This is a genomic window from Gilliamella sp. BG3 (genome assembly GCF_046635605.1).
GTDB classification, from domain to species: Bacteria; Pseudomonadota; Gammaproteobacteria; order Enterobacterales; family Orbaceae; genus Gilliamella; species Gilliamella bombi.
The window spans coordinates 1-19,762 of sequence record NZ_JBIDFE010000028.1 but is presented as its reverse complement, the minus strand read 5'-3'; the positions used below and the strand labels follow the sequence as shown (position 1 = coordinate 19,762).

General features: G+C 34.5%; 15 protein-coding genes and 1 tRNA gene. 15 read left to right on the top strand and 1 reads right to left on the bottom strand.

Annotated elements, in window-relative coordinates:
* Positions 1–147: 147 nt before the first annotated feature.
* The 5 genes from aspS to ACGH6S_RS10830 all read left to right on the top strand — a co-directional run bounded on the left by aspS (position 148) and on the right by ACGH6S_RS10830 (position 5,537).
* Positions 148–1,905: an aspartate--tRNA ligase gene (gene aspS, locus ACGH6S_RS10850; RefSeq protein ID WP_174798791.1), complete on the top strand. Its 1,758-nt coding sequence runs from the start codon at positions 148–150 to the stop codon at positions 1,903–1,905.
* A gap of 9 nt (positions 1,906–1,914) precedes the next feature.
* Positions 1,915–2,367: a dihydroneopterin triphosphate diphosphatase gene (nudB, locus tag ACGH6S_RS10845; protein ID WP_174798790.1), complete on the top strand. Its 453-nt coding sequence runs from the start codon at positions 1,915–1,917 to the stop codon at positions 2,365–2,367.
* An 11-nt stretch (positions 2,368–2,378) separates the two neighbouring features.
* Positions 2,379–2,795 (top strand): hypothetical protein, encoded by a 417-nt coding sequence (locus tag ACGH6S_RS10840; protein ID WP_174798789.1) that lies wholly within the window; start codon positions 2,379–2,381, stop codon positions 2,793–2,795.
* 92 nt (positions 2,796–2,887) lie between these two features.
* The gene (gene ubiD, locus ACGH6S_RS10835; RefSeq protein WP_085165137.1) at positions 2,888–4,351 is read left to right on the top strand and encodes a 4-hydroxy-3-polyprenylbenzoate decarboxylase; all 1,464 of its coding nucleotides are present in this window, start codon (positions 2,888–2,890) and stop codon (positions 4,349–4,351) included.
* 121 nt (positions 4,352–4,472) lie between these two features.
* Complete coding sequence (locus ACGH6S_RS10830) at positions 4,473–5,537, top strand: SEL1-like repeat protein (RefSeq protein WP_174798788.1); 1,065 nt, start codon at positions 4,473–4,475, stop codon at positions 5,535–5,537.
* Positions 5,538–5,560: 23 nt separating this feature from the next.
* Here the strand turns inward: ACGH6S_RS10830 and ppc are convergent, their stop codons facing one another.
* Positions 5,561–8,218, bottom strand: a complete 2,658-nt coding sequence (gene ppc, locus ACGH6S_RS10825; protein WP_411578679.1) for a phosphoenolpyruvate carboxylase — start codon at positions 8,216–8,218, stop codon at positions 5,561–5,563.
* A gap of 345 nt (positions 8,219–8,563) precedes the next feature.
* Here ppc and ACGH6S_RS10820 point away from each other — a divergent pair, with 345 nt between their 5' ends.
* The 10 genes from ACGH6S_RS10820 to ACGH6S_RS10775 all read left to right on the top strand — a co-directional run bounded on the left by ACGH6S_RS10820 (position 8,564) and on the right by ACGH6S_RS10775 (position 19,598).
* Positions 8,564–9,055, top strand: a complete 492-nt coding sequence (locus tag ACGH6S_RS10820) for an NADH-quinone oxidoreductase subunit J (protein ID WP_296210737.1) — start codon at positions 8,564–8,566, stop codon at positions 9,053–9,055.
* 1 nt (position 9,056) lies between these two features.
* Entirely contained in the window at positions 9,057–9,359 is a 303-nt protein-coding gene (nuoK, locus tag ACGH6S_RS10815) for an NADH-quinone oxidoreductase subunit NuoK (RefSeq protein WP_034912410.1), read from the top strand.
* Between the two features lie 107 nt (positions 9,360–9,466).
* Positions 9,467–11,203, top strand: a complete 1,737-nt coding sequence (locus ACGH6S_RS10810) for an NADH-quinone oxidoreductase subunit L (protein WP_296302331.1) — start codon at positions 9,467–9,469, stop codon at positions 11,201–11,203.
* Positions 11,204–11,220: 17 nt separating this feature from the next.
* Positions 11,221–12,765 (top strand): NuoM family protein, encoded by a 1,545-nt coding sequence (locus tag ACGH6S_RS10805; RefSeq protein WP_174798785.1) that lies wholly within the window; start codon positions 11,221–11,223, stop codon positions 12,763–12,765.
* A gap of 6 nt (positions 12,766–12,771) precedes the next feature.
* Complete coding sequence (locus tag ACGH6S_RS10800) at positions 12,772–14,508, top strand: NADH-quinone oxidoreductase subunit N (protein ID WP_296300202.1); 1,737 nt, start codon at positions 12,772–12,774, stop codon at positions 14,506–14,508.
* 186 nt (positions 14,509–14,694) lie between these two features.
* The gene (gene yajC, locus ACGH6S_RS10795) at positions 14,695–15,027 is read left to right on the top strand and encodes a preprotein translocase subunit YajC (protein WP_034912418.1); all 333 of its coding nucleotides are present in this window, start codon (positions 14,695–14,697) and stop codon (positions 15,025–15,027) included.
* A 68-nt stretch (positions 15,028–15,095) separates the two neighbouring features.
* Positions 15,096–16,952: a protein translocase subunit SecD gene (gene secD, locus ACGH6S_RS10790; RefSeq protein WP_296300205.1), complete on the top strand. Its 1,857-nt coding sequence runs from the start codon at positions 15,096–15,098 to the stop codon at positions 16,950–16,952.
* Between the two features lie 15 nt (positions 16,953–16,967).
* Positions 16,968–17,963, top strand: coding sequence for a protein translocase subunit SecF (gene secF, locus ACGH6S_RS10785; RefSeq protein ID WP_411578683.1), 996 nt, complete (start codon positions 16,968–16,970; stop codon positions 17,961–17,963).
* Between the two features lie 125 nt (positions 17,964–18,088).
* Positions 18,089–18,164 (top strand) — tRNA-Ala (locus ACGH6S_RS10780).
* Between the two features lie 183 nt (positions 18,165–18,347).
* A complete protein-coding gene (locus ACGH6S_RS10775; RefSeq protein WP_411578677.1) occupies positions 18,348–19,598 on the top strand; it encodes an integrase domain-containing protein in 1,251 nt (416 codons plus the stop codon).
* Positions 19,599–19,762 lie beyond the last annotated feature (164 nt).

The following is a 19,762-nucleotide window of genomic DNA, read 5'->3' as shown; positions in this document are numbered from 1 at the left end:
TTATAAAAACTTTTATAAAGTAAATTTATTATTAAAAACTAACTATAAATAAATTAAATGAAAATTATTTTAAATCATGGTCTTTATACCCTGATAAATTGCTCTATAATAATTATCATTATTGCTAATAGTACACAGGATATTTTAATGAGAACAATTTATTGCGGACAACTCAATGCAAGTTATATTAATCAAGAAGTAACATTATGTGGTTGGGTCAATAAACGCCGAGACTTAGGCGGTATGATTTTTATCGATATGCGTGATCGTGAAGGTATTGTACAAGTTTTTTTTGATCCTGATTATCAACAAGCATATCAACTTGCTGGTGAACTTCGTAATGAATTTTGTATCCAAATTAAAGGCAAAGTAAGAGCTCGTCCGGAAGGTCAAATCAATAAAGATATGGCAACCGGAGAGGTTGAAATTTTGGCAACTGAATTGAAAATATTTAACCGTAGCGATGTATTGCCTCTTGATTTCAATCAAAACAACAGTGAAGAGCAACGTCTAAAATATCGTTATATTGACTTGCGTCGCCCTGAAATGGCAACGATCTTTAAAACGCGAGCTAAAATTACCGCATTTGTTCGTTCGTTTATGAACGAACATGGTTTTTTAGATATCGAAACGCCAATGTTAACCAAAGCAACTCCAGAGGGCGCAAGAGATTACTTGGTTCCAAGTCGAATCCATAAAGGTGAGTTTTATGCGCTGCCACAATCGCCACAATTATTTAAACAATTGCTAATGATGTCAGGATTCGACCGTTATTATCAAATTGTAAAATGTTTTCGTGATGAAGATTTAAGAGCCGATCGTCAACCTGAGTTTACGCAAATCGATGTTGAAACTTCATTTATGACAGCAGAGCAAGTGCGTGATGTTATGGAGAAGATGATTCGTGAGCTTTGGTTACATGTTAAAAATGTGGATTTAGGTAAGTTTCCTATTATGACTTTTGCTGAAGCGATGCGTCGCTTTGGAAGTGATAAGCCTGATCTGCGTAATCCGCTTGAAATTATTGATGTGGCTGATTTGGTTAAAGATGTTGATTTTAAAGTGTTTTCAACACCAGCTAACGATCCGAAAGGACGCGTTGCATTGCTTTGTATTCCAAACGGTGCACAATTAACACGTAAACAACTTGATGAATATACGCAATTCATTTCAGTTTACGGCGCAAAAGGTATGGCTTGGATTAAAGTTAATGAACGTTGCAAAGGGTTAGAAGGTGTACAAAGCCCAGTTGCTAAATTCTTTAATGAATTGCAAATGGAAGCACTGCTTAATCGTGCCAATGCTAAAGATGGTGATATTTTATTATTTGGTGCCGATAGCTATAAAGTAGTGAGTGATGCGTTAGGGGCATTACGTTTAAAAGTTGGTAAAGATTTAGGTTTAACCGATGAAAGTAAATGGGCGGTACTTTGGGTTATTGATTTCCCGATGTTTGAAGAAACAGATGAAGGTTTAAGTGCTATGCATCATCCATTTACGTCACCAAAAGATTATACACCAGAAGAACTTCTGAATAATCCTGAAAATGCTGTTGCAAATGCTTATGATATGGTAATCAATGGTTATGAGGTTGGTGGTGGATCAGTTCGTATTCACCGTAGCGAAATGCAACAAGCCGTCTTTTCAATTTTAGGTATTAATGAACATGATCAACGTGAGAAATTTGGCTTTTTACTTGATGCATTAAAATATGGTACACCTCCTCATGCAGGATTGGCATTTGGATTAGATCGATTAAGTATGTTATTAACTGGAACGGATAATATTCGCGATGTGATAGCGTTTCCTAAAACTACAGCAGCAACTTGTTTACTTACTGATGCTCCAAGCCCAGCCAATATTGCAGCATTGACTGAACTTGGTATTGAAGTAAGTAAAAGATAGTGATATTTGATGCGAAAATTCAAAAAACCTGAATCTGTTCTGGTGGTGATTTTCTGCCAGACAACAAACCGTTGCCTTATGTTACAGCGCCAAGACGACCCTTGTTTTTGGCAATCAGTAACAGGTAGTATGGAAAATAATGAGCTACCACGAGAAACAGCAATTCGTGAGGTTTTTGAAGAAACAGGCATTGATATTATAGGGCAAAATCTTGAGTTAATTGATGCAAAGTATTCCGTTGAATTTGAGATTTTCCCGCAATTTAGACATAAATATGCACCAGAAGTTAAGCTAAATAAAGAACATTGGTTTTATCTGCCTATTATTAATGAGATAATACCAGTACTTACTGAGCATTTAGATTATCAATGGTTAACAATTGATGAAGCAATCAATCTTACTTTATCTCCAAATAACAGTGAAGCTATTGGTAATATTCACAATTTGATTAAATCTAATTAAGAGGTTTGAAAATGAAATTAAGCCTATATGCCGTTGCGTTGTCCTGCTTATGTTTTTTTGTACCAACTTGTAATGCCGATATAAATATAAAAAAGTGCCAACCTAATCAAAATGATTATACTATTTTCGATGAGTATGACGTTAAAATATCAGAGAAGATAATTGATTATAAATTACATGATCAACCTGAAAAACGTGAAAATAGTGTTATTCAGATATTTGCTAATGAAAATAGTGATGATCGAAATGACTGGATAGCCTCGTTTCTATTTGATGATCAATCTGAACAATTTTTATTTTATCAAGTTGATCAAGATAAATTTATTGAAATCGATAAAAAACAATTTGATGCCTTATTACCTAAAATTGTTGAGTGTAATCAAAATAAACAAGTACCTATATATAGTGAAAACTTTGATGCAGATTAGTTAAATATCAAAGCTACATTAGTATTAAGTATTAAAAATGATTTTAGGATTTGGTTAACTCAAGACTATTAAGTAACAGGGAGTAGTAATAAATGAATTTTTCAAATTTTAGAGATTTTTTAGATTATCTTGAACAACAAGGTGAATTAAAAAAAATTACTTTTCCTGTTAATCCTTATCTCGAAATGACCGAAATTGCTGATCGTGTTTTACGTAATGGAGGCCCTGCTTTATTATTCGAAAATCCGATTGGTTATGATATGCCTGTTTTATGTAATTTGTTTGGCACCGCTAAACGTGTTGCAATGGGAATGGGGCGTGAAGATACTTCAGCTTTGCGTGAAATTGGTGAGTTATTGGCATTTTTACGTGAACCCGAACCGCCTAAGGGCATACGGCAATTTTTTAATGTGTTACCTAAGTATAAACAAGTACTAAATATGCCAGTCAAACATCGTTCTTCAGCACCATGCCAAGAGGTGATTTTTAAGGATGATGAGGTGGATTTGACTCGTTTACCTATTATGCATTGCTGGCCCGAAGATGTAGCACCTCTGTTATCTTGGGGACTGACTATTACTAAAGGTCCTTATAAAGATCGACAAAATGTGGGCATTTATCGCTTGCAACTTTTAGGAAAAAATAAATTGATCATGCGTTGGCTGTCACATCGTGGTGGTGCACTTGATTTTGCCGAATGGCAACAAGCACACCCAAACGAAAGATTTCCAGTTAGTATTGCTATTGGAGCTGATCCAGCCACCATTTTAGGTGCAGTGACACCAGTGCCAGATACTCTACCTGAATATGCTTTTTCTGGATTATTACGTGGTAGCCGAACAGAGGTAGTCAAATCGTTATCGAATGATTTAGAAGTTCCAGCTAGTGCAGAGATAATTCTTGAAGGTTATATTGATCCTAATGAGTTAGCATCAGAAGGTCCGTATGGTGATCACACAGGTTATTATAATGAAGTTGAGCAATTTTCCGTATTTACCGTAACGCACTTAACTCGCCGGAAAGATGCGATTTATCACTCAACTTATACAGGTAGACCACCAGATGAACCCGCAATCATGGGACTTGCTTTGAATGAAGTTTTTATTCCAATTTTACAAAAGCAGTTTCCTGAAATTGTTGATTTTTATTTACCGCCAGAAGGATGTTCATACCGTATTGCGATTGTTACTATTAAAAAGCAATATCCAGGTCATGCTAAACGAGTTATGATGGGAGTTTGGTCGTATTTAAGGCAATTTATGTATACCAAATTTGTAATTGTCTGTGATGATGATATTAATGCACGTGACTGGAAAGATGTAATGTGGGCTATTTCGACACGTATGGATCCTCATCGGGATACGACTTTTATTGATAATACACCGATCGATTATTTGGACTTTGCTTCACCTGTATCAGGATTAGGCTCTAAAATGGGTTTAGATGCTACCAATAAATGGACAGGTGAAACAAATCGTGAATGGGGAAAGATAATTAAGAAAGATCCAAAAGTCATTGCCCATATTGACGAAATTTGGGATGAGTTAGGTTTATAGAATTATCTTTAATCAATATTAATTGTATAAATAAAATAGCCCAAATAAGAATTAAACAAAAACTATTCCCTTATATTGCATTTATGTATAATTATTAAAATTGCTATAATAATTAAAAAATATGAAAAAAATTCAAATATTGTTAGTACTATTGTTATCTATTTCTTATAGTGCAATGGCTACAAATTATAAGACGCAATCAGATGATACTCAACTAAAGCTTAAAGCGTCAGATTCATTGCTCCCTTCTTTACGTTTGTCTGCAGAAAAAGGGAACTCAGAAGCTCAGTACTCATTAGGAAATATTTATAAACAAGGATTAGGTGTCGAGGTTAGTGATGTTCGAGCTTTTTTCTGGTATAAAAAAGCGGCTGAACAAGGGCTTGCCAAAGCACAAAATAATTTAGCATTTATGTACCAAAGTGGTTTAGGTACTAAACCTGATTTAAATGAAGCATTTAAATATTTTAAATTAGCGGCAGATCAAAATTATGCATTAGCTAAATATAATTTAGCTTTAATGTACAAAGAAGGCAATGGAGTAGAAAAAAACATACTGACTGCGATTGATTATTTTACACAGGCTGGTAATGAAGGTATTTATGACGCTTATCTAAATCTTGGTATTATGTATTTTTTTGGTGATGGTGTAAAAGAAGATCGCATGACGGCTGCTGATTGGTTTAGTAAAGCAGCTAAAGATAATATTCCAGAAGCGCAATATTATTTGGGATTAATGTCTGAAAATGGCGATGGTTTAACCCAAGATTATGTGGCAGCTAGCTATTTTTATACACAAGCGGCAGAGCATGGCCATGTATTAGCGATGTACAATTTAGCAATTATGTATGTAACAGGTACAGGAACTAAACCGGACAATACGCAAGCGGCATATTGGTTCACTAAAGCCGCTGAAGCTGGTAACGCTGATGCTCAATATAATATTGGTGTGATGTATGATGTAGGTGGAGGAGTGCCTAAAGACGAGGAAAAAGCCGTTGAATGGTATCTAAAAGCTGCAGAGCAGGGCAGTGTTGATGCTCAATATAATTTAGGTGTTAAATATCTAGAAGGTGAAGGTACGGATAAAGATCAAGAGCGTGCTATTTATTGGTTTACTAAAGCTAGTGAGCAAGGAGATCAAGACGCTAAAGCTTATTTAGAACAATTATTACCAGAAAATTAAAAAAGGCATTAGCCTTTTTTAATTTATCCAGAGTTTCTCATACCCGCTGCGATTCCTGAGATGGTGATCATTAGCCCTTGTTCAACTATGATGTTTTCATTATTATTATCATTATCGTTGTTTTTTCGTGAACGACTCAGTAACTCTACTTGTAACAAGTTTAATGGCTCAATATAAGTATTACGTAAGGCCACCGACTGCGCTATCCAAGGTAAATCAGCCATTAGGCTAATATCATCAGTAATAGTTAATACTGTATTGATATCTTGGGTTAGCAAATTTCTTAATTCTTCACCTAATGGCCATAATGCAGGATCGACTAAACGTTGTTCGTAATATTGGTGAATATTTGGCGCAGATTTTGCGTAAACCATTTCAAGCATACCTAATCGGGCATTAAAGAAAGGCCAATTGTGGTACATCTCTTTAAGAATGTTTTGTCTGCCTTCTCCAATAATAGCTCTTAGTGCACTACCTGCACCGAGCCAAGATGGCACCATTAAACGGTTTTGTGTCCAAGCAAAAATCCAAGGAATAGCTCGTAAACTTTCAATCCCTCCACCTATTCGGCGCTTTTGTGGCCTTGAGCCTAGTGGTAATCTGGCTAATTCAACCTCTGGTGTTACTGCTCTAAAATAATCAACAAATTCAGAACGTTCTCGTACATAACTACGATAACAATTACATGAAATTTCTGACATTTCGTCCATGATACTGCGCCATTCCTGTTTAGGTTCTGGAGGTGGTAATAAGTTGGCTTGTAAAATAGCTGAGGTATAAAGCATAAGACTACTGAGAGCAACCTCTGGCAGGCCGAGTTTAAAGCGGATCATTTCTCCTTGTTCAGTAACTCTAAGTCCTCCTTTTAATGATCCTGGTGGTTGCGAAAGTAGTGCGGCATGAGCTGGTGCGCCCCCTCGACCAATTGATCCTCCTCGTCCATGGAATAACACCAAATTAATATTATATTTTTCAAATAAGTTAACTAATTCCTCTTGTGACCGATATTGTGCCCAAGACGCGGCAAGAGTGCCAGCATCTTTAGCCGAATCAGAATAACCTATCATTACCATCTGTTTACCTTGAATTTTATTGTAATACCAAGGGATATCCAATAGTTTTTGCATGACTGATTTAGCATTATTTAAGTCTTCTAGAGTTTCAAATAACGGTACTATGGGAATGAATTTTTGGCAGTCAACGATTTTTAATAATAGATAAACCGCTAAAATATCAGAAGGTGCTTTAGCCATTGAAATTACATAAGAAGCAATTGATTCTTCGCCCGCTTTTTTTATTACACGACAAGTGTCTAATACTTCTTGAACCATTTGATCTGGTTGCCAACTGTAAGGTAATAACGGTCGATTTGATTTTAACTCTGTTAATAAAAATGCTTGTTTTTCTTCTTCAGACCATTGAGCATAGCTACCTAAGTTAAGTTCTTTGGTTAATGCGTCGAGCGCTTCTGTATGTACTGAACTGTCTTGACGGATATCTAATCTGACTAATTGTAACCCAAAGCTTTTTATACGACGCAGTGTATCTAACAATGGTCCATGAGCAATTGTTGACATTCCATTGTCAATTAACGATTCATAACATACATAAAGCGGATTCCACAACTGCTCATTTTTAATCAAAATATCGCAAGGCGCTAATATAGGTTCATTATTCAATAAAGCTTCAATATAGTTGTGAGTTTTGATTAAACGTGTTCGTAACTGCTTCATTACAGCTCGATATGGCTCTGAAACGTTTTTGTTTTTTTCATCTAACAGTTCAATGACCGAATTACTGCATTCCGTCATTGAAAGTTCACGAACAAGTATTTGAATATCTGCTAAAAATAACTCAATTGCCTTTAATCTGGCTTGTAACATGACTTTTTCAGTTACTTTTGCTGTGACATTTGGGTTACCATCACGATCACCCCCCATCCATGAGGTAAATTTAATAGGGACATTATCAACGGATAATTGTTCATCAAACGCATCAACTAACTGATCATTAAGTTCACGTAAGAATAGAGGTACCCCATTCCATAGACTATCTTCAATGACTGAGAATCCCCATTTTGCTTCATCAATTGGAGTAGGTCGTTTTTTACGTATTTCGTCAGTATACCAAGCCTGACAAACTAACTGCTTCAAACGTCGCATAATACGCTCAATTTCGTAGTCAGCTAAATCATCATGGTCCAGTTGTGATAGACAGTTATTTATAGCAGTATAAGTATTAATCATCGTTCGGCGATTAATTTCGGTCGGATGTGCGGTTAACACTAATTCAATTGACAAATCATTAATTGCTTTTGTAATAGTTTGATTTGAGAAATTAAGGTTTTTTAGTGTGCTAAATAATTCGGTCATTTTTTTAGGACTACTAGAAGCTTCCCCATGGGGTGAAATACCATAATACTCAGCGGCTGTATTGACCAAATTCAAAAACTGATTGAATGCCCGTGCAACGTGTAATAAATCGTCATCATTAAGGTTTTCTATTAATTTAAGTAACTCATTATGAGCTTGAGTATCTCCTTGTTGAGCTGATTTTGATAATTGTCTTACCATTTCAACTAAATCAAATGTTTCATTACCGGTAGCACGTTTGATTGCGTTCCCTAGTAAAGTACCTAACATATTGACATTACTTCTCATTGATGAGTATTGGTTATTCATGATTTTCTCGTCTTCGATTTTATTATGCCTAAGCACCTTTAAGCTGTATGAATCAAAATGACAATTTAATGGGATAGGTATAATGTTGATTAATGTGCATAAGTTATACTTTATTACAATTTGATTTTGAATTTAAATAATAAAATTTTATGGTTTTTATTTGTTTTAGTTGTTTTAATTATATCTATCATGAAAAATTAGACTTCGAATGTTTATTCGATATTAGAAATATTCATTAGAAAACTTATTTAACAGGATTATTTTTTATGAATACAGTGGTAAACTGTATCTTGATATCATTTGGGTATATACTAGCTATATTATGAATACACATTGGATTATTTAATGATTGCTGTTTTTTATATCGCGTCGATTATTGCTGTCGTTGCTAGTATAAAAGTAATTAGTAGTTTACGTGTTGATAAAGCAATTTTATATCTTGTTATTTCACTTTTTGCTTCAGCATTAATATTTATTCTACTTAATACATATTATTCAGCTATTTTATATATTTTACTGTTTATTGGTGGATCGGTAACTATTTTTTTACTTGTCGCTTCAATTTTGAAAATTAAAGATGATAATGTTGAAAACCACAAGCAAGGAATTAGTCCTAAAATCTGGTTAGGTCCACTTGTCTTAGCATTTGTATTATTAGTCGCCCTAATTTATAGTGTAGTAAGTACTGACTATTCAGAACTGAAAGAGTCTCATGAATTAATGCATGAAATGTCTAAATATGCATACATTTTGATAGCTGAATTGGCACTGTTTTTACTATTGGGCGCAGTTGTGATTGCTTATCATTTTATGCATCGGCTTATGTTGGAGAAATAATATGATTCCACTCATACATAGTCTTATTCTTGCTTCTATTTTATTTGTGATTGGTTTGTTAGGAATAATGATTCGACGCCATTTCTATTTTTTATTACTTAGCCTTATCATTATGAATAATGGGGTTATAGTTGCGTTGTTTGCAGCAAGTAGCTATTGGCAACAATCTGATGGGCAAGTACTTGCTATATTAGCAGTAATAACTGCCTTAGCCGAAGTTTGTGTCGGTCTTGCATTGATGATAAAACTATTTTACCGTCGAAAAACATTTAATATTGACTCATTGAGTGAAATGAAAGGATGAATTTACTTTATTTAACTATTATTGTTCCCTTATTTTCTTTTTTAGTATTGGTGAGCTTGGGAAGACATATCAGATCAATTAATGTAATAATTATTGGTATTACTACTATGCTGATAATAGCATTAATTACTGTATTTTCTTGTATCGATTTTAGTTCAAATACAGTACCTGATATGACCTTAGTTTATACTCGACCACTGTGGAATTGGTTTTCGGTAGGTGACTTTTCAGTACCTATTTCCTTAACCTTGGATGGATTATCATTAACCTTTTTAGCGTTGATTTCATTTTTTGGTTTTTGGGTCTATCTTTTTGCAGCTTGTGATTTAACTTCAAAAAAAGATATTTACACCTTTTATGCTTACAGTAATTTGTTAATTGCTAGCATATTAACTATAATATTGGTCAATAATTTGTTTGTTATGCTAATGGGTTGGGAAGGTTTGAGTATAAGTGCATACTTGCTCATTGGTATTTACTATAAACAGCCTCGTAATGGTTATGCTGCAGTTAGAGCATTTGTGATTATGCATTTAACTGATATTTTTCTAATTATTGGTATATTTTTACTGTATCAAACTCTAGAAACATTAAATATCCGTGACGTTTTGACGCAAGCACATGATAATTTGGCTGTTGATTCTGATATCATATTTTGGATTACTCTAATGCTATTCCTTGGGGCAATGGGCAAGTCGGCACTATTTCCTATGCATTCATGGTTTGCTGAAACAACATTAGCTCCAATGCCTGCGATGGCTTTATTGCAATCTTCAACAGTAATTTTAGCTGGTGTCTATTTAGTTTTAAGACTTAGTGATTTGTTTATGATGTCGAGCGATGTTCTTGCTATTATAGCAATGATTTCATCATTGACTATATTATTTGCTAGCACCATTGCATTAGTGCAGTATGATATTAAACGAATTGTTACATATATTAATTTAACGCAAATTAGCTATTTATTTTATGCTTTTTCAACAAAAAGTTGGAGTTTATCTCTTAATTGCTTAATTAATTATGTCGTAACAAGCACATTGCTAATTTTAGCTTCATCTATTTTAATTAAGAAATGTCAAGGTGAACGAGATATCAGTAAATTAGGTGGTTTAATTAAAACGTTTCCGATGTTATATGCGATATTTTTGTTAATCATGCTATCACTTAGTGCTATGCCTTGGGTTTCATCATCATTTTATATTAAAGGCGATATCATATTGGGTTTAATGACTCAAGATAAATTGATATTAGGAACCATTGGTTTGTTTGGTATTTTACTTTCTAGTTTAGGTATTTGGCGCTTAATTTCAATGGTTTTTTATCGTAAACAAAAACAGTATGATTTTACTAAAACCAAGTGGTTAAGTTATTTACCAATTTTCATCTTATTAATATTTACTACAGCTTTATTTATCTACTTCCCATTACCAACTCAAGGTATTATTCCGATAGCTGAGTTAGATACTAATGGGCAGTTACCTTTTCAACTACTTCTAGTAGCTGTGACTGGATTGAGTTTTTTGATTGCTTATATTTTATATGCTCATCCAAATAGCGAAGTACAAGAAATTCTAAATACGCCAATGGTTAAATTCCTTTTACGTTTATGTAATAGTGATTGGCATTATGATTATTTATTGCATACTTTATTTGTTAAACCTTATGTCTATTTAGCCCGTTTTTTGAAAAAAGATCCACTAGCTTTTTGGGATAATTGGATAATGAGGGGAATCAAAAAAGTAAACGCGTTCACCGTTGATCTAGAAAATGGGCAAATTCGGTGGTATATGGTTTCGATGGTTATAGGTAGTATTTTCATATTAATGCTACTGATTTTTATTTAATAAAGGTGTAATCATTCATGTTATTATGGCTCGTTTTTTTACCTATAATAGGCGGATTTATTGGTTGGTTATGCCATGTATGTTTACAAAGAGGCGTTGTTTCAGCCAATGTACAAATGCGTTGGTCAAAATTACCAATAATTGTAGCTTTTATTACTATTTTTCTTACATTATTGATGTCGATATTATTATGGATAGATGCTATAAATATATTAAATCAAGGGGGAAATTGGGTAAAAGAAGTTAATCTAGAATGGATCCCTCTATTAGGAATTCGTTTTCATCTTGTCTTAGATGGTTTATCTATGGTTGTTATTACCTCAACCTTATTTATTGTATTATTGACTATTATCTATTCTAGTAAAGAAAGCTTAAACAATCTTGGTCTATTTTACTTATGTCTATTATTTATGACATCGGCAATCATGATGTTATTTGTAATCACTGACTTATTTTTAATGTTTTTCTTTTGGGAAGCTGTAGCAATCCCCATCTATTTTTTAATCTCCTTATGGGGACGACGAGATTCAAGTTCGCAATTGCGTTTTAATGGTGCAAGTAAATTCCTGATTTATACTCAAGTGAGCAGTTTACTTATGCTAATTTCGATAGTTTCATTAGCTTTGATTAACTGGAATTTAACAGGACATTGGACGTTTGATTATCAAGAATTAACCAAAACGCCAATTTCAAGTTATACTGAATTTTTAATTATGCTAGGATTTTTAGCTGCTTTTATCGTTCGTATACCATTTGTTCCATTTCATGGTTGGTTTATTGACGCCCATATTGAATCTTCAACAACTGGCTCAATGATGATTAGTGGATTATTACTTAACACAGCTGCATTTGGCTTATTGCGTTTTGTTATACCATTATTTCCTAATGCATCAATCATTATTATGCCGTTAATGTTAGCATTTGCACTACTTACGGTTGTTTATGCTGCTTTACTTGCTTTTAACCAAACTGATATTAAAAAGCTAATAGCTTATATTCATATTGCTTTAATGGGATTTGTAACTGCAATAATCTATAGTGGTTCTGTTCTTGCTTATCAAGGTGTGGTTATTCAAATGATAGCCATCAATTTGGCAATCGTCGGCATGTTTATAATTAGTGGATTATTAGTTGAATGTTATTCAACGCGAAATATAAATCAATTTGTTGGGCTTAAAGAAAGGGTGCCTTATTTATCTTCTTTTACTTTGTTTTTTATATTGGCAGTGTTAGGCATTCCTGGTACGGCTAATTTTATTGGGAATTATATGATGTTGCTTGGTAGTTATAATGCTTTTTCCTATTATACAATTTTACTAGTAATTGGTTTATTATTACTGTCCATTTCATTTATTGTACGTATACAGCCAATTTTTTATGGTGTAGTTGATAAAGGAGCTGCAACAAAATGCCGGCTTAGTAAGAAAGATCTTTTATTATTATCAAGTATTTTAAGTGTACTTATTTTTATCGGTTTATATCCTCAAGTAGTTTTAGATATGTCTTATTCTGTCGTGAATCAAACACAGCAATACATAACCATAGAGCGGGTAGGGGAGTAATAAACTATGATAGCTTTATCACCCATTCTTGTATTAAGTCTAGCCATCATCGTTTTTTTATCTTTACTATTTGCTTTTAAGCTAAGTACCAAAGGATGTGCTATTTTAACGGTATGCGGATTAACCTGTGCTTTAATTTGCTCTGTGATGGTTGGATATAAAATTTCTTTTAGTACTCAAGCTATTACAGATATCAGCAGTGATAATATGCAAATATCAGCATCGATTTCAGAGCCAGCTAAAGAACAAATCCGATCGAGTGAAGAAACTATTGCAATTGATACGGTGTCTACAGAAACGACCGAATCATCTAATGAAGATGAAACTTTAAATATTGATAGTAATACCGAAGATAATAGCATTGACAATAAAAATATCGATACTAATTCTAATTTTGGGGATAATTCGAATATTGATGACGAGTCAACAGACGAGTGGAAAGCACACCATATCACAGCTCTTTTTACTTGTGATGGCTATGGGCTACTTTACACCAGTTTGATTTTAATGATATCTATTTCAGTTGCATGTTTTGCTTATCGCTGGTTTAAACAAGAACAGAATCATCATGGATTATTTTATTTAATTTTACTTTTCATGGCATTAGGTGGTGTAACACTTGTTTACGCAAGCCATTTAATTGCATTTTTTATTGGGATCGAACTATTATCTATTCCATTTGTTGGATTAATTGGTTATCAATATACGCAGACTCATTCATTGGAAGCCGCAGTTAAATACATGATTTTATCTGCTATCGCCAGCGTGTTTTTATTAATGGGGATTGCTTTTTATTATGCAACTACTGGAGAACTTACTTTTAGTGGTTTAAGTTATCAACTCTCAACAATGTCTTATCCAAGTCTATTATTACTGATAGGTGTGTGCTTAATGCTAGTCGGCATTGGTTTTAAATTATCTCTCGTACCATTTCAACTTTGGTTACCAGATGTTTATCAAGGTGCACCAACAATAGTCGCCTTATTATTATCAACAGTCGGAAAAGTTGCAATTTTTTGTGCTATCGCAAGACTTTTTTTATTGGCACCTATTGTTAACAATGAAACTATTCGTATTATTTTAGTTATTATGGCATTTTGTTCTATTCTGTGGGGTAACTTATTGGCGCTAATGCAAAGTAGTTTAAAGCGACTATTAGCTTATTCATCGATAGCACATTTTGGATATTTATTAACGGCATTAATAGCTGTGCAATATCAAGTATTAGCATTAGAAACTATTGGTGTTTATCTAATTGGATATATTTTAGCTAATATCTGTATTTTAGGTGCGATCAGTTTAGATTCACACTCTGATGAACTTCAAGATCATGAAAACGAAATTGACCTATCAGGATTATTTTGGCGAAGGCCAATTCTAGCATTAGCCATGGGAGTTGGACTTTTATCTTTAGCAGGAACTCCCTTAACTGCGGGATTTGTTGGGCGATTTTTATTAGTGTTATTAGGTGTAACTGCCGAATTATGGTGGCTAGTCGCAGCCGTTGTTATTGGCAGTGCATTAGGCCTTTACTTCTATGCTCGCTTAATTATCAACCTTTATATAAGACCAGTTTGTCGTGATGATCTAATATCAAGCAAATCTTCAATTAAATTAAAATGGACTGATATTAGAATAAGTGAATTAATCATTGTGTTATGTGCTTTATTGACGATGCTTTGTGGAATATACCCTAAATGGCTATTTAATTTAGTCAGTATGGCGCAATATTTGACCACCTAATTAACATTTATCTGCCACATCGTTTTATTGGCGGAATTATATCAGCCTAGGTAGCATTGAATGCTTCGTTTTTATACTAGAACGCATAGTTACCTGAAACTTTTTGACAAGAAATAGTTAATAATAGCTTAATTTATTATGTTATAATTCCGAACTTTAAAATTTATTTTAATCAAGAGGACCAGTATGGACTTTTTAATCTCTAATGCTTATGCTATTGATGGGCAAGCCACTGAAAGCAATCCTTATTTTTTACTAATCATGTTAGTAGTTTTTGGGCTATTTTTCTACTTTATGATTATGCGACCTCAGCAAAAACGTGCCAAAGCTCATCGTGATTTAATGGCATCAATTTCAAAAGGTGATGAAGTATTAACTAACGGTGGACTTATTGGTCGCGTATCAAAAGTTAACGAAAATGGTTACATTGCGTTAGAATTAAATGATACGACTGAAGTTGTGATCAAACGTGACTTTATTACATCAGTCTTACCAAAAGGGACAATGAAATCACTATAATAGAAATAGTATTTATTCGCTATTATTGTTCATTGTATTAATTACCTAATACCACAAGAGAATATGTCGTGTTAAACCGTTATCCTTTGTGGAAGTACATTATGTTGGTCGTCGTAATTTGCCTCGGCCTTCTTTATGCACTTCCAAATATTTATGGTGAAGATCCTGCTATACAAATTTCAGGATCAGATACTGCTGAAATTAACGTTGCTACGCAAGATAAAATCAAAAAACTTTTAACTGATAATCATATCGAACCAAAATCAATAGTTTATGAAAATAAGTCTATTTTAATTCGTCTTGGTGATAACGATACACAGCTTAAAGCAAAAGAAATTATATCCGAAGCATTAGGTGAGCAGTATATCGTTGCATTAAATTTAGCACCAGCAACACCAACTTGGCTTACGGTGTTAGGTGCAGAACCAATGAAGCTTGGTCTCGATTTACGCGGTGGTGTTCACTTTTTAATGGAAGTTGATATGACAACCGCATTAAGTAAACTCACTGAACAATCTATTGAAAACATAAAAACCGAATTTACTAATAGCAAATTAAATTATAAAACGATCAGTAAAGATAGTAATCAGCAAATTTTAATACAATTTGACAATACTGAAGATCGCAATAAAGCTATCACTAAGATCAACGGTATACAAGATTTCAAAGTTGTTTCTCAAAGTGATAATACTATTGTAATTAATGTCAGTGAGCAACGGTTACAACAAGCAAAAAATGATGCTGTACAACAAAACACTACAATTTTACGAAATCGTGTTAATCAGTTGGGTGTAGCTGAACCAATTGTTCAACGCCAAGGTGCAGATCGTATAGTTGTTGAATTACCAGGTATACAAGACACAGCATTAGCTAAACGTATTTTGGGAGCAACAGCGACACTTGAATTTAGACAAGTTAATGAAGAAAGCTCTCCTAACTTGCCAGCTATCTTAAAGGGTGATATGCGTGTTCCTTACGGCTCAGAAATTAAATATATGGAGAACGGTCGCCCAGTACTACTTTATAAGCGTATTGTATTAACGGGGGATCATATAACTGATTCTTCATATCGTGCTAATCAATATGGCCAACCCGAAGTTGCTATTACTCTTGATGGCTCGGGGGGTAAAAGAATGTTTGATTTTACCCAAAAAAATCTTCATAAAGCGATGGCAACATTGTTTGTTGAATACAAAGACACTGGTAAACGTGATGAAAACGATAAACCAATTCTTGAAAAACAAGAGCGTGTTATCAATGTAGCAACGATTCAAGGTATTTTCAGTGACCGTTTTCAGGTAACGGGTATTGGTAATATTGATGAAGCTAAAAATTTATCATTATTATTACGTGCAGGAGCTTTAATTGCTCCGATTCAAATCATTGAAGAGCGCACTGTTGGACCATCAATGGGGCAAGAAAATATAACTCAAGGGTTAGAATCTTGCGCATGGGGTTTAGCGATTTCAGTCATCTTTATGTTAGTGATGTATCGTCTGTTTGGCGTATTTGCTAGCCTTGCGTTAGTTGCTAACTTAATTTTAATTGTTGGTGCAATGTCTTTACTTCCTGGGGCAACGCTAAGCATGCCAGGTATTGCGGGTATTGTGTTAACCGTTGGCATGGCTGTTGATGCCAACGTACTGATTAATGAAAGAATAAAAGAAGAACTTAGCAATGGACGCAGTGTTCAGCATGCAATTAATGAAGGGTATGCTGGTGCTTGGAGCAGTATTTTTGACGCCAACCTAACAACATTAATTACAGCTGTTATTCTTTATGCTGTTGGTACAGGCTCAATTAAAGGCTTTGCCATTACATTAGGCATCGGTATTGTAACATCAATGTTTACATCGATTGTTGGTACTCGCGCATTAGCCAATCTTATTTATGGCGGACGCCGTGTTAATAAGTTATCAATTTAGAGGTTTATTGTGGTTATTAATAAAAAAGAAAATCATGATGTTAGAAATTTAAATCATGGTCGCAGAGTCCTCGACTTTTTAAAATTTGGCTTTATTGCTTTTGTTATTTCAATGTTATTGGTAGTTGCATCGTTTGTGGTTATTTTTGTTAAAGGATTTAATCTAGGACAAGACTTCACTGGCGGTACGACAGTAGAACTCACAGTAACAAAAGTGGTTAACCTTGATGACCTTCGTAACAGTTTACGCGACGCTGGCTATCATGAGCCGATAGTACAATATTATGGTAGCAGTAAAGATATCATTATTCGATTACCTTCAGCTAAACAAGAAGATGGCAGTACGTCATCTGCTATTGATAATGCACTAGGTACAAAAATTTCCAATTTAATACATAAAGATATTGATGCCGATGCTCAAATCAAACGTATTGAATTTGTAGGACCAACAGTAGGCTCTGAACTTGCCCAAGATGGTATTTTGGCAATCTGCGCCGCATTAGTGTGTATTTTAATCTATATTGCCTTTCGTTTTGAATGGCGATTTGGTACTGGTGCCGTTGTTGCCTTAGCGCATGATGTTATCATCACCGCAGGTTATCTATCGTTATTTGAACGAGAACTAGATTTAACTATCATTGCTGCAATGTTATCGATAATTGGTTATTCGCTCAATGATACCATTGTAGTTTTCGACCGAATTCGTGAGAATTTTAGAAAGATTCGACGAGCAGAGCCTTATGATGTTATCAACATCTCGTTAACACAAACATTGCACCGTACTTTGATGACATCAGGAACAACCCTTGCAGTAGTCATCATTTTGTATATCTTTGGCGGTTCAATGTTAAAAGGTTTCTCTGAAACATTAGGCGTTGGTATTGTGCTTGGTACAATCTCATCAATTTATGTGGCTGCGTATATGTCACTCAAATTAGGCGTAAAACGTGAACACTTTATGCCACCAAAAATTGAAGCTGAAGGTGCAGATCAACCTTCAATATTGCGTTAATTATGTGAACTCTGCCATTAATTGGCAGAGTTTTATTAGACTGTTTTTCAAACAAATAGTACCAAACTAATTGACACTTATCTTTTAGTTGCATATTATTAGCCACAGTTTTATCCTTTTCATTTGGGGCCATAGCTCAGCTGGGAGAGCGCAACGCTGGCAGCGTTGAGGTCAGGGGTTCGATCCCCCTTGGCTCCACCAATTCAATAATCAGTAACATTCTTTTAAACCCTACAAAGTACACCAAACCCAGTAATAACAAGCCTTAAAGTCTATTTTATTGCCCATTAAGTATCAGTAAGGTACATTTACAACCATAATTTTTAGGTATATGCTTAGGTATACAGACGCAATATACTTATATATCGTATACCTAAAATAATTATGGCAAGGAAAACACATCCATTAACAGACACCCAAATAAAAGCAGCCAAACCAAGAGATAAAGATTACTCTTTATTTGATGGCGGCGGTATGTATCTCTTAGTTAAATCGAATAATTCTAAAATCTGGCGTTTTAAGTATACGCGTCCATATACCAAAAAGGGCGCATTAATTAGCTTCGGTAGTTATCCTGAGGTTTCACTACAGCAAGCGCGAAAACAACGAGATGAAGCGCGAGAATTAATAAAGCAAGGTGTAGATCCTCAAGAGCACAAAGCAGAACAAGAACAACGTAAGCATGACGAAATTACTAGCACCTTTAAAAAGGTAGCCGCTGATTGGTTTAAAGTTAAAAGTGGCAAAGGACTAACTGAAAGCACCTTAAAAAGAACGTGGGAATCGTTAGAGTTACATTTATTTCCTTATATTGGTGATAAATCAATCTTTAAATTAAAAGCAAAAGAATTTATTAAGGCCATGGAGCCACTAAGAGCTAATGGTAAATTAGAAACAATTAAAAGACTTTGCCAACGTATCAATGAAATTATGTTTTATGCGGTGAATATAGGCTTGATTGATGCTAACCCAGCAGCCAAGATAAAAGATGCTTTTGAAAGCCCTATAAAAGGGCAAATGCCAACAATAAACGCGCAAGAGCTGCCCCAATTTATGCAATCCCTTGCTATGGCCAGAATCGAATTACAAACGCGTTGCTTGATTGAATGGCAATTATTAACAATGACACGCCCAAATGAAGCGGTAGGGGCAAAATGGCAAGAGATTGATCTAGACAATTGCTTATGGGTTATTCCTGCCGAAAAAATGAAAATGAGGCGAGAGCATACTATTACACTCAATAAGCAGGCTATGGCTATATTATCAATTATGAAGCCTATAAGTGGGCATAGAGAGCATATATTCCCAAGTATGAAACCGCCTTATACAATCCCGATGAATAGTAGTACTGCTAACATGGCAATAAAGCGCATGGGATATAAAGATAAGCTTGTTGCGCATGGCTTAAGAGCTTTAGCAAGCACGATATTAAATGAGCAAGGCTTTGACCCTAATATTATTGAAGCGGCACTAGCCCATGTTGATACTAATAGCGTCAGGCGAGCCTATAACCGTGCTACTTACCTAGAACAGCGCAGAATCATGCTTGACTGGTGGGGGGACTTTGTCGAGCAAGCCAGCCAAGGAAATGTCTCACTATCAGGTAACCGCAATTTAAAGCTAGTTAATCATTAACCATATCGCGCTATTCATACCGTGCCCCATATTTGGGTTACACACTTCAATTCTCCATAATAACCACTCCTCATATCTGAGGGGTGCTTTTTCAAATGTCACCCTTTACTTACCCAGTCATTAGGCTGTTTTTATGCTTACCTCCCCATAATCTTAAACTTTTA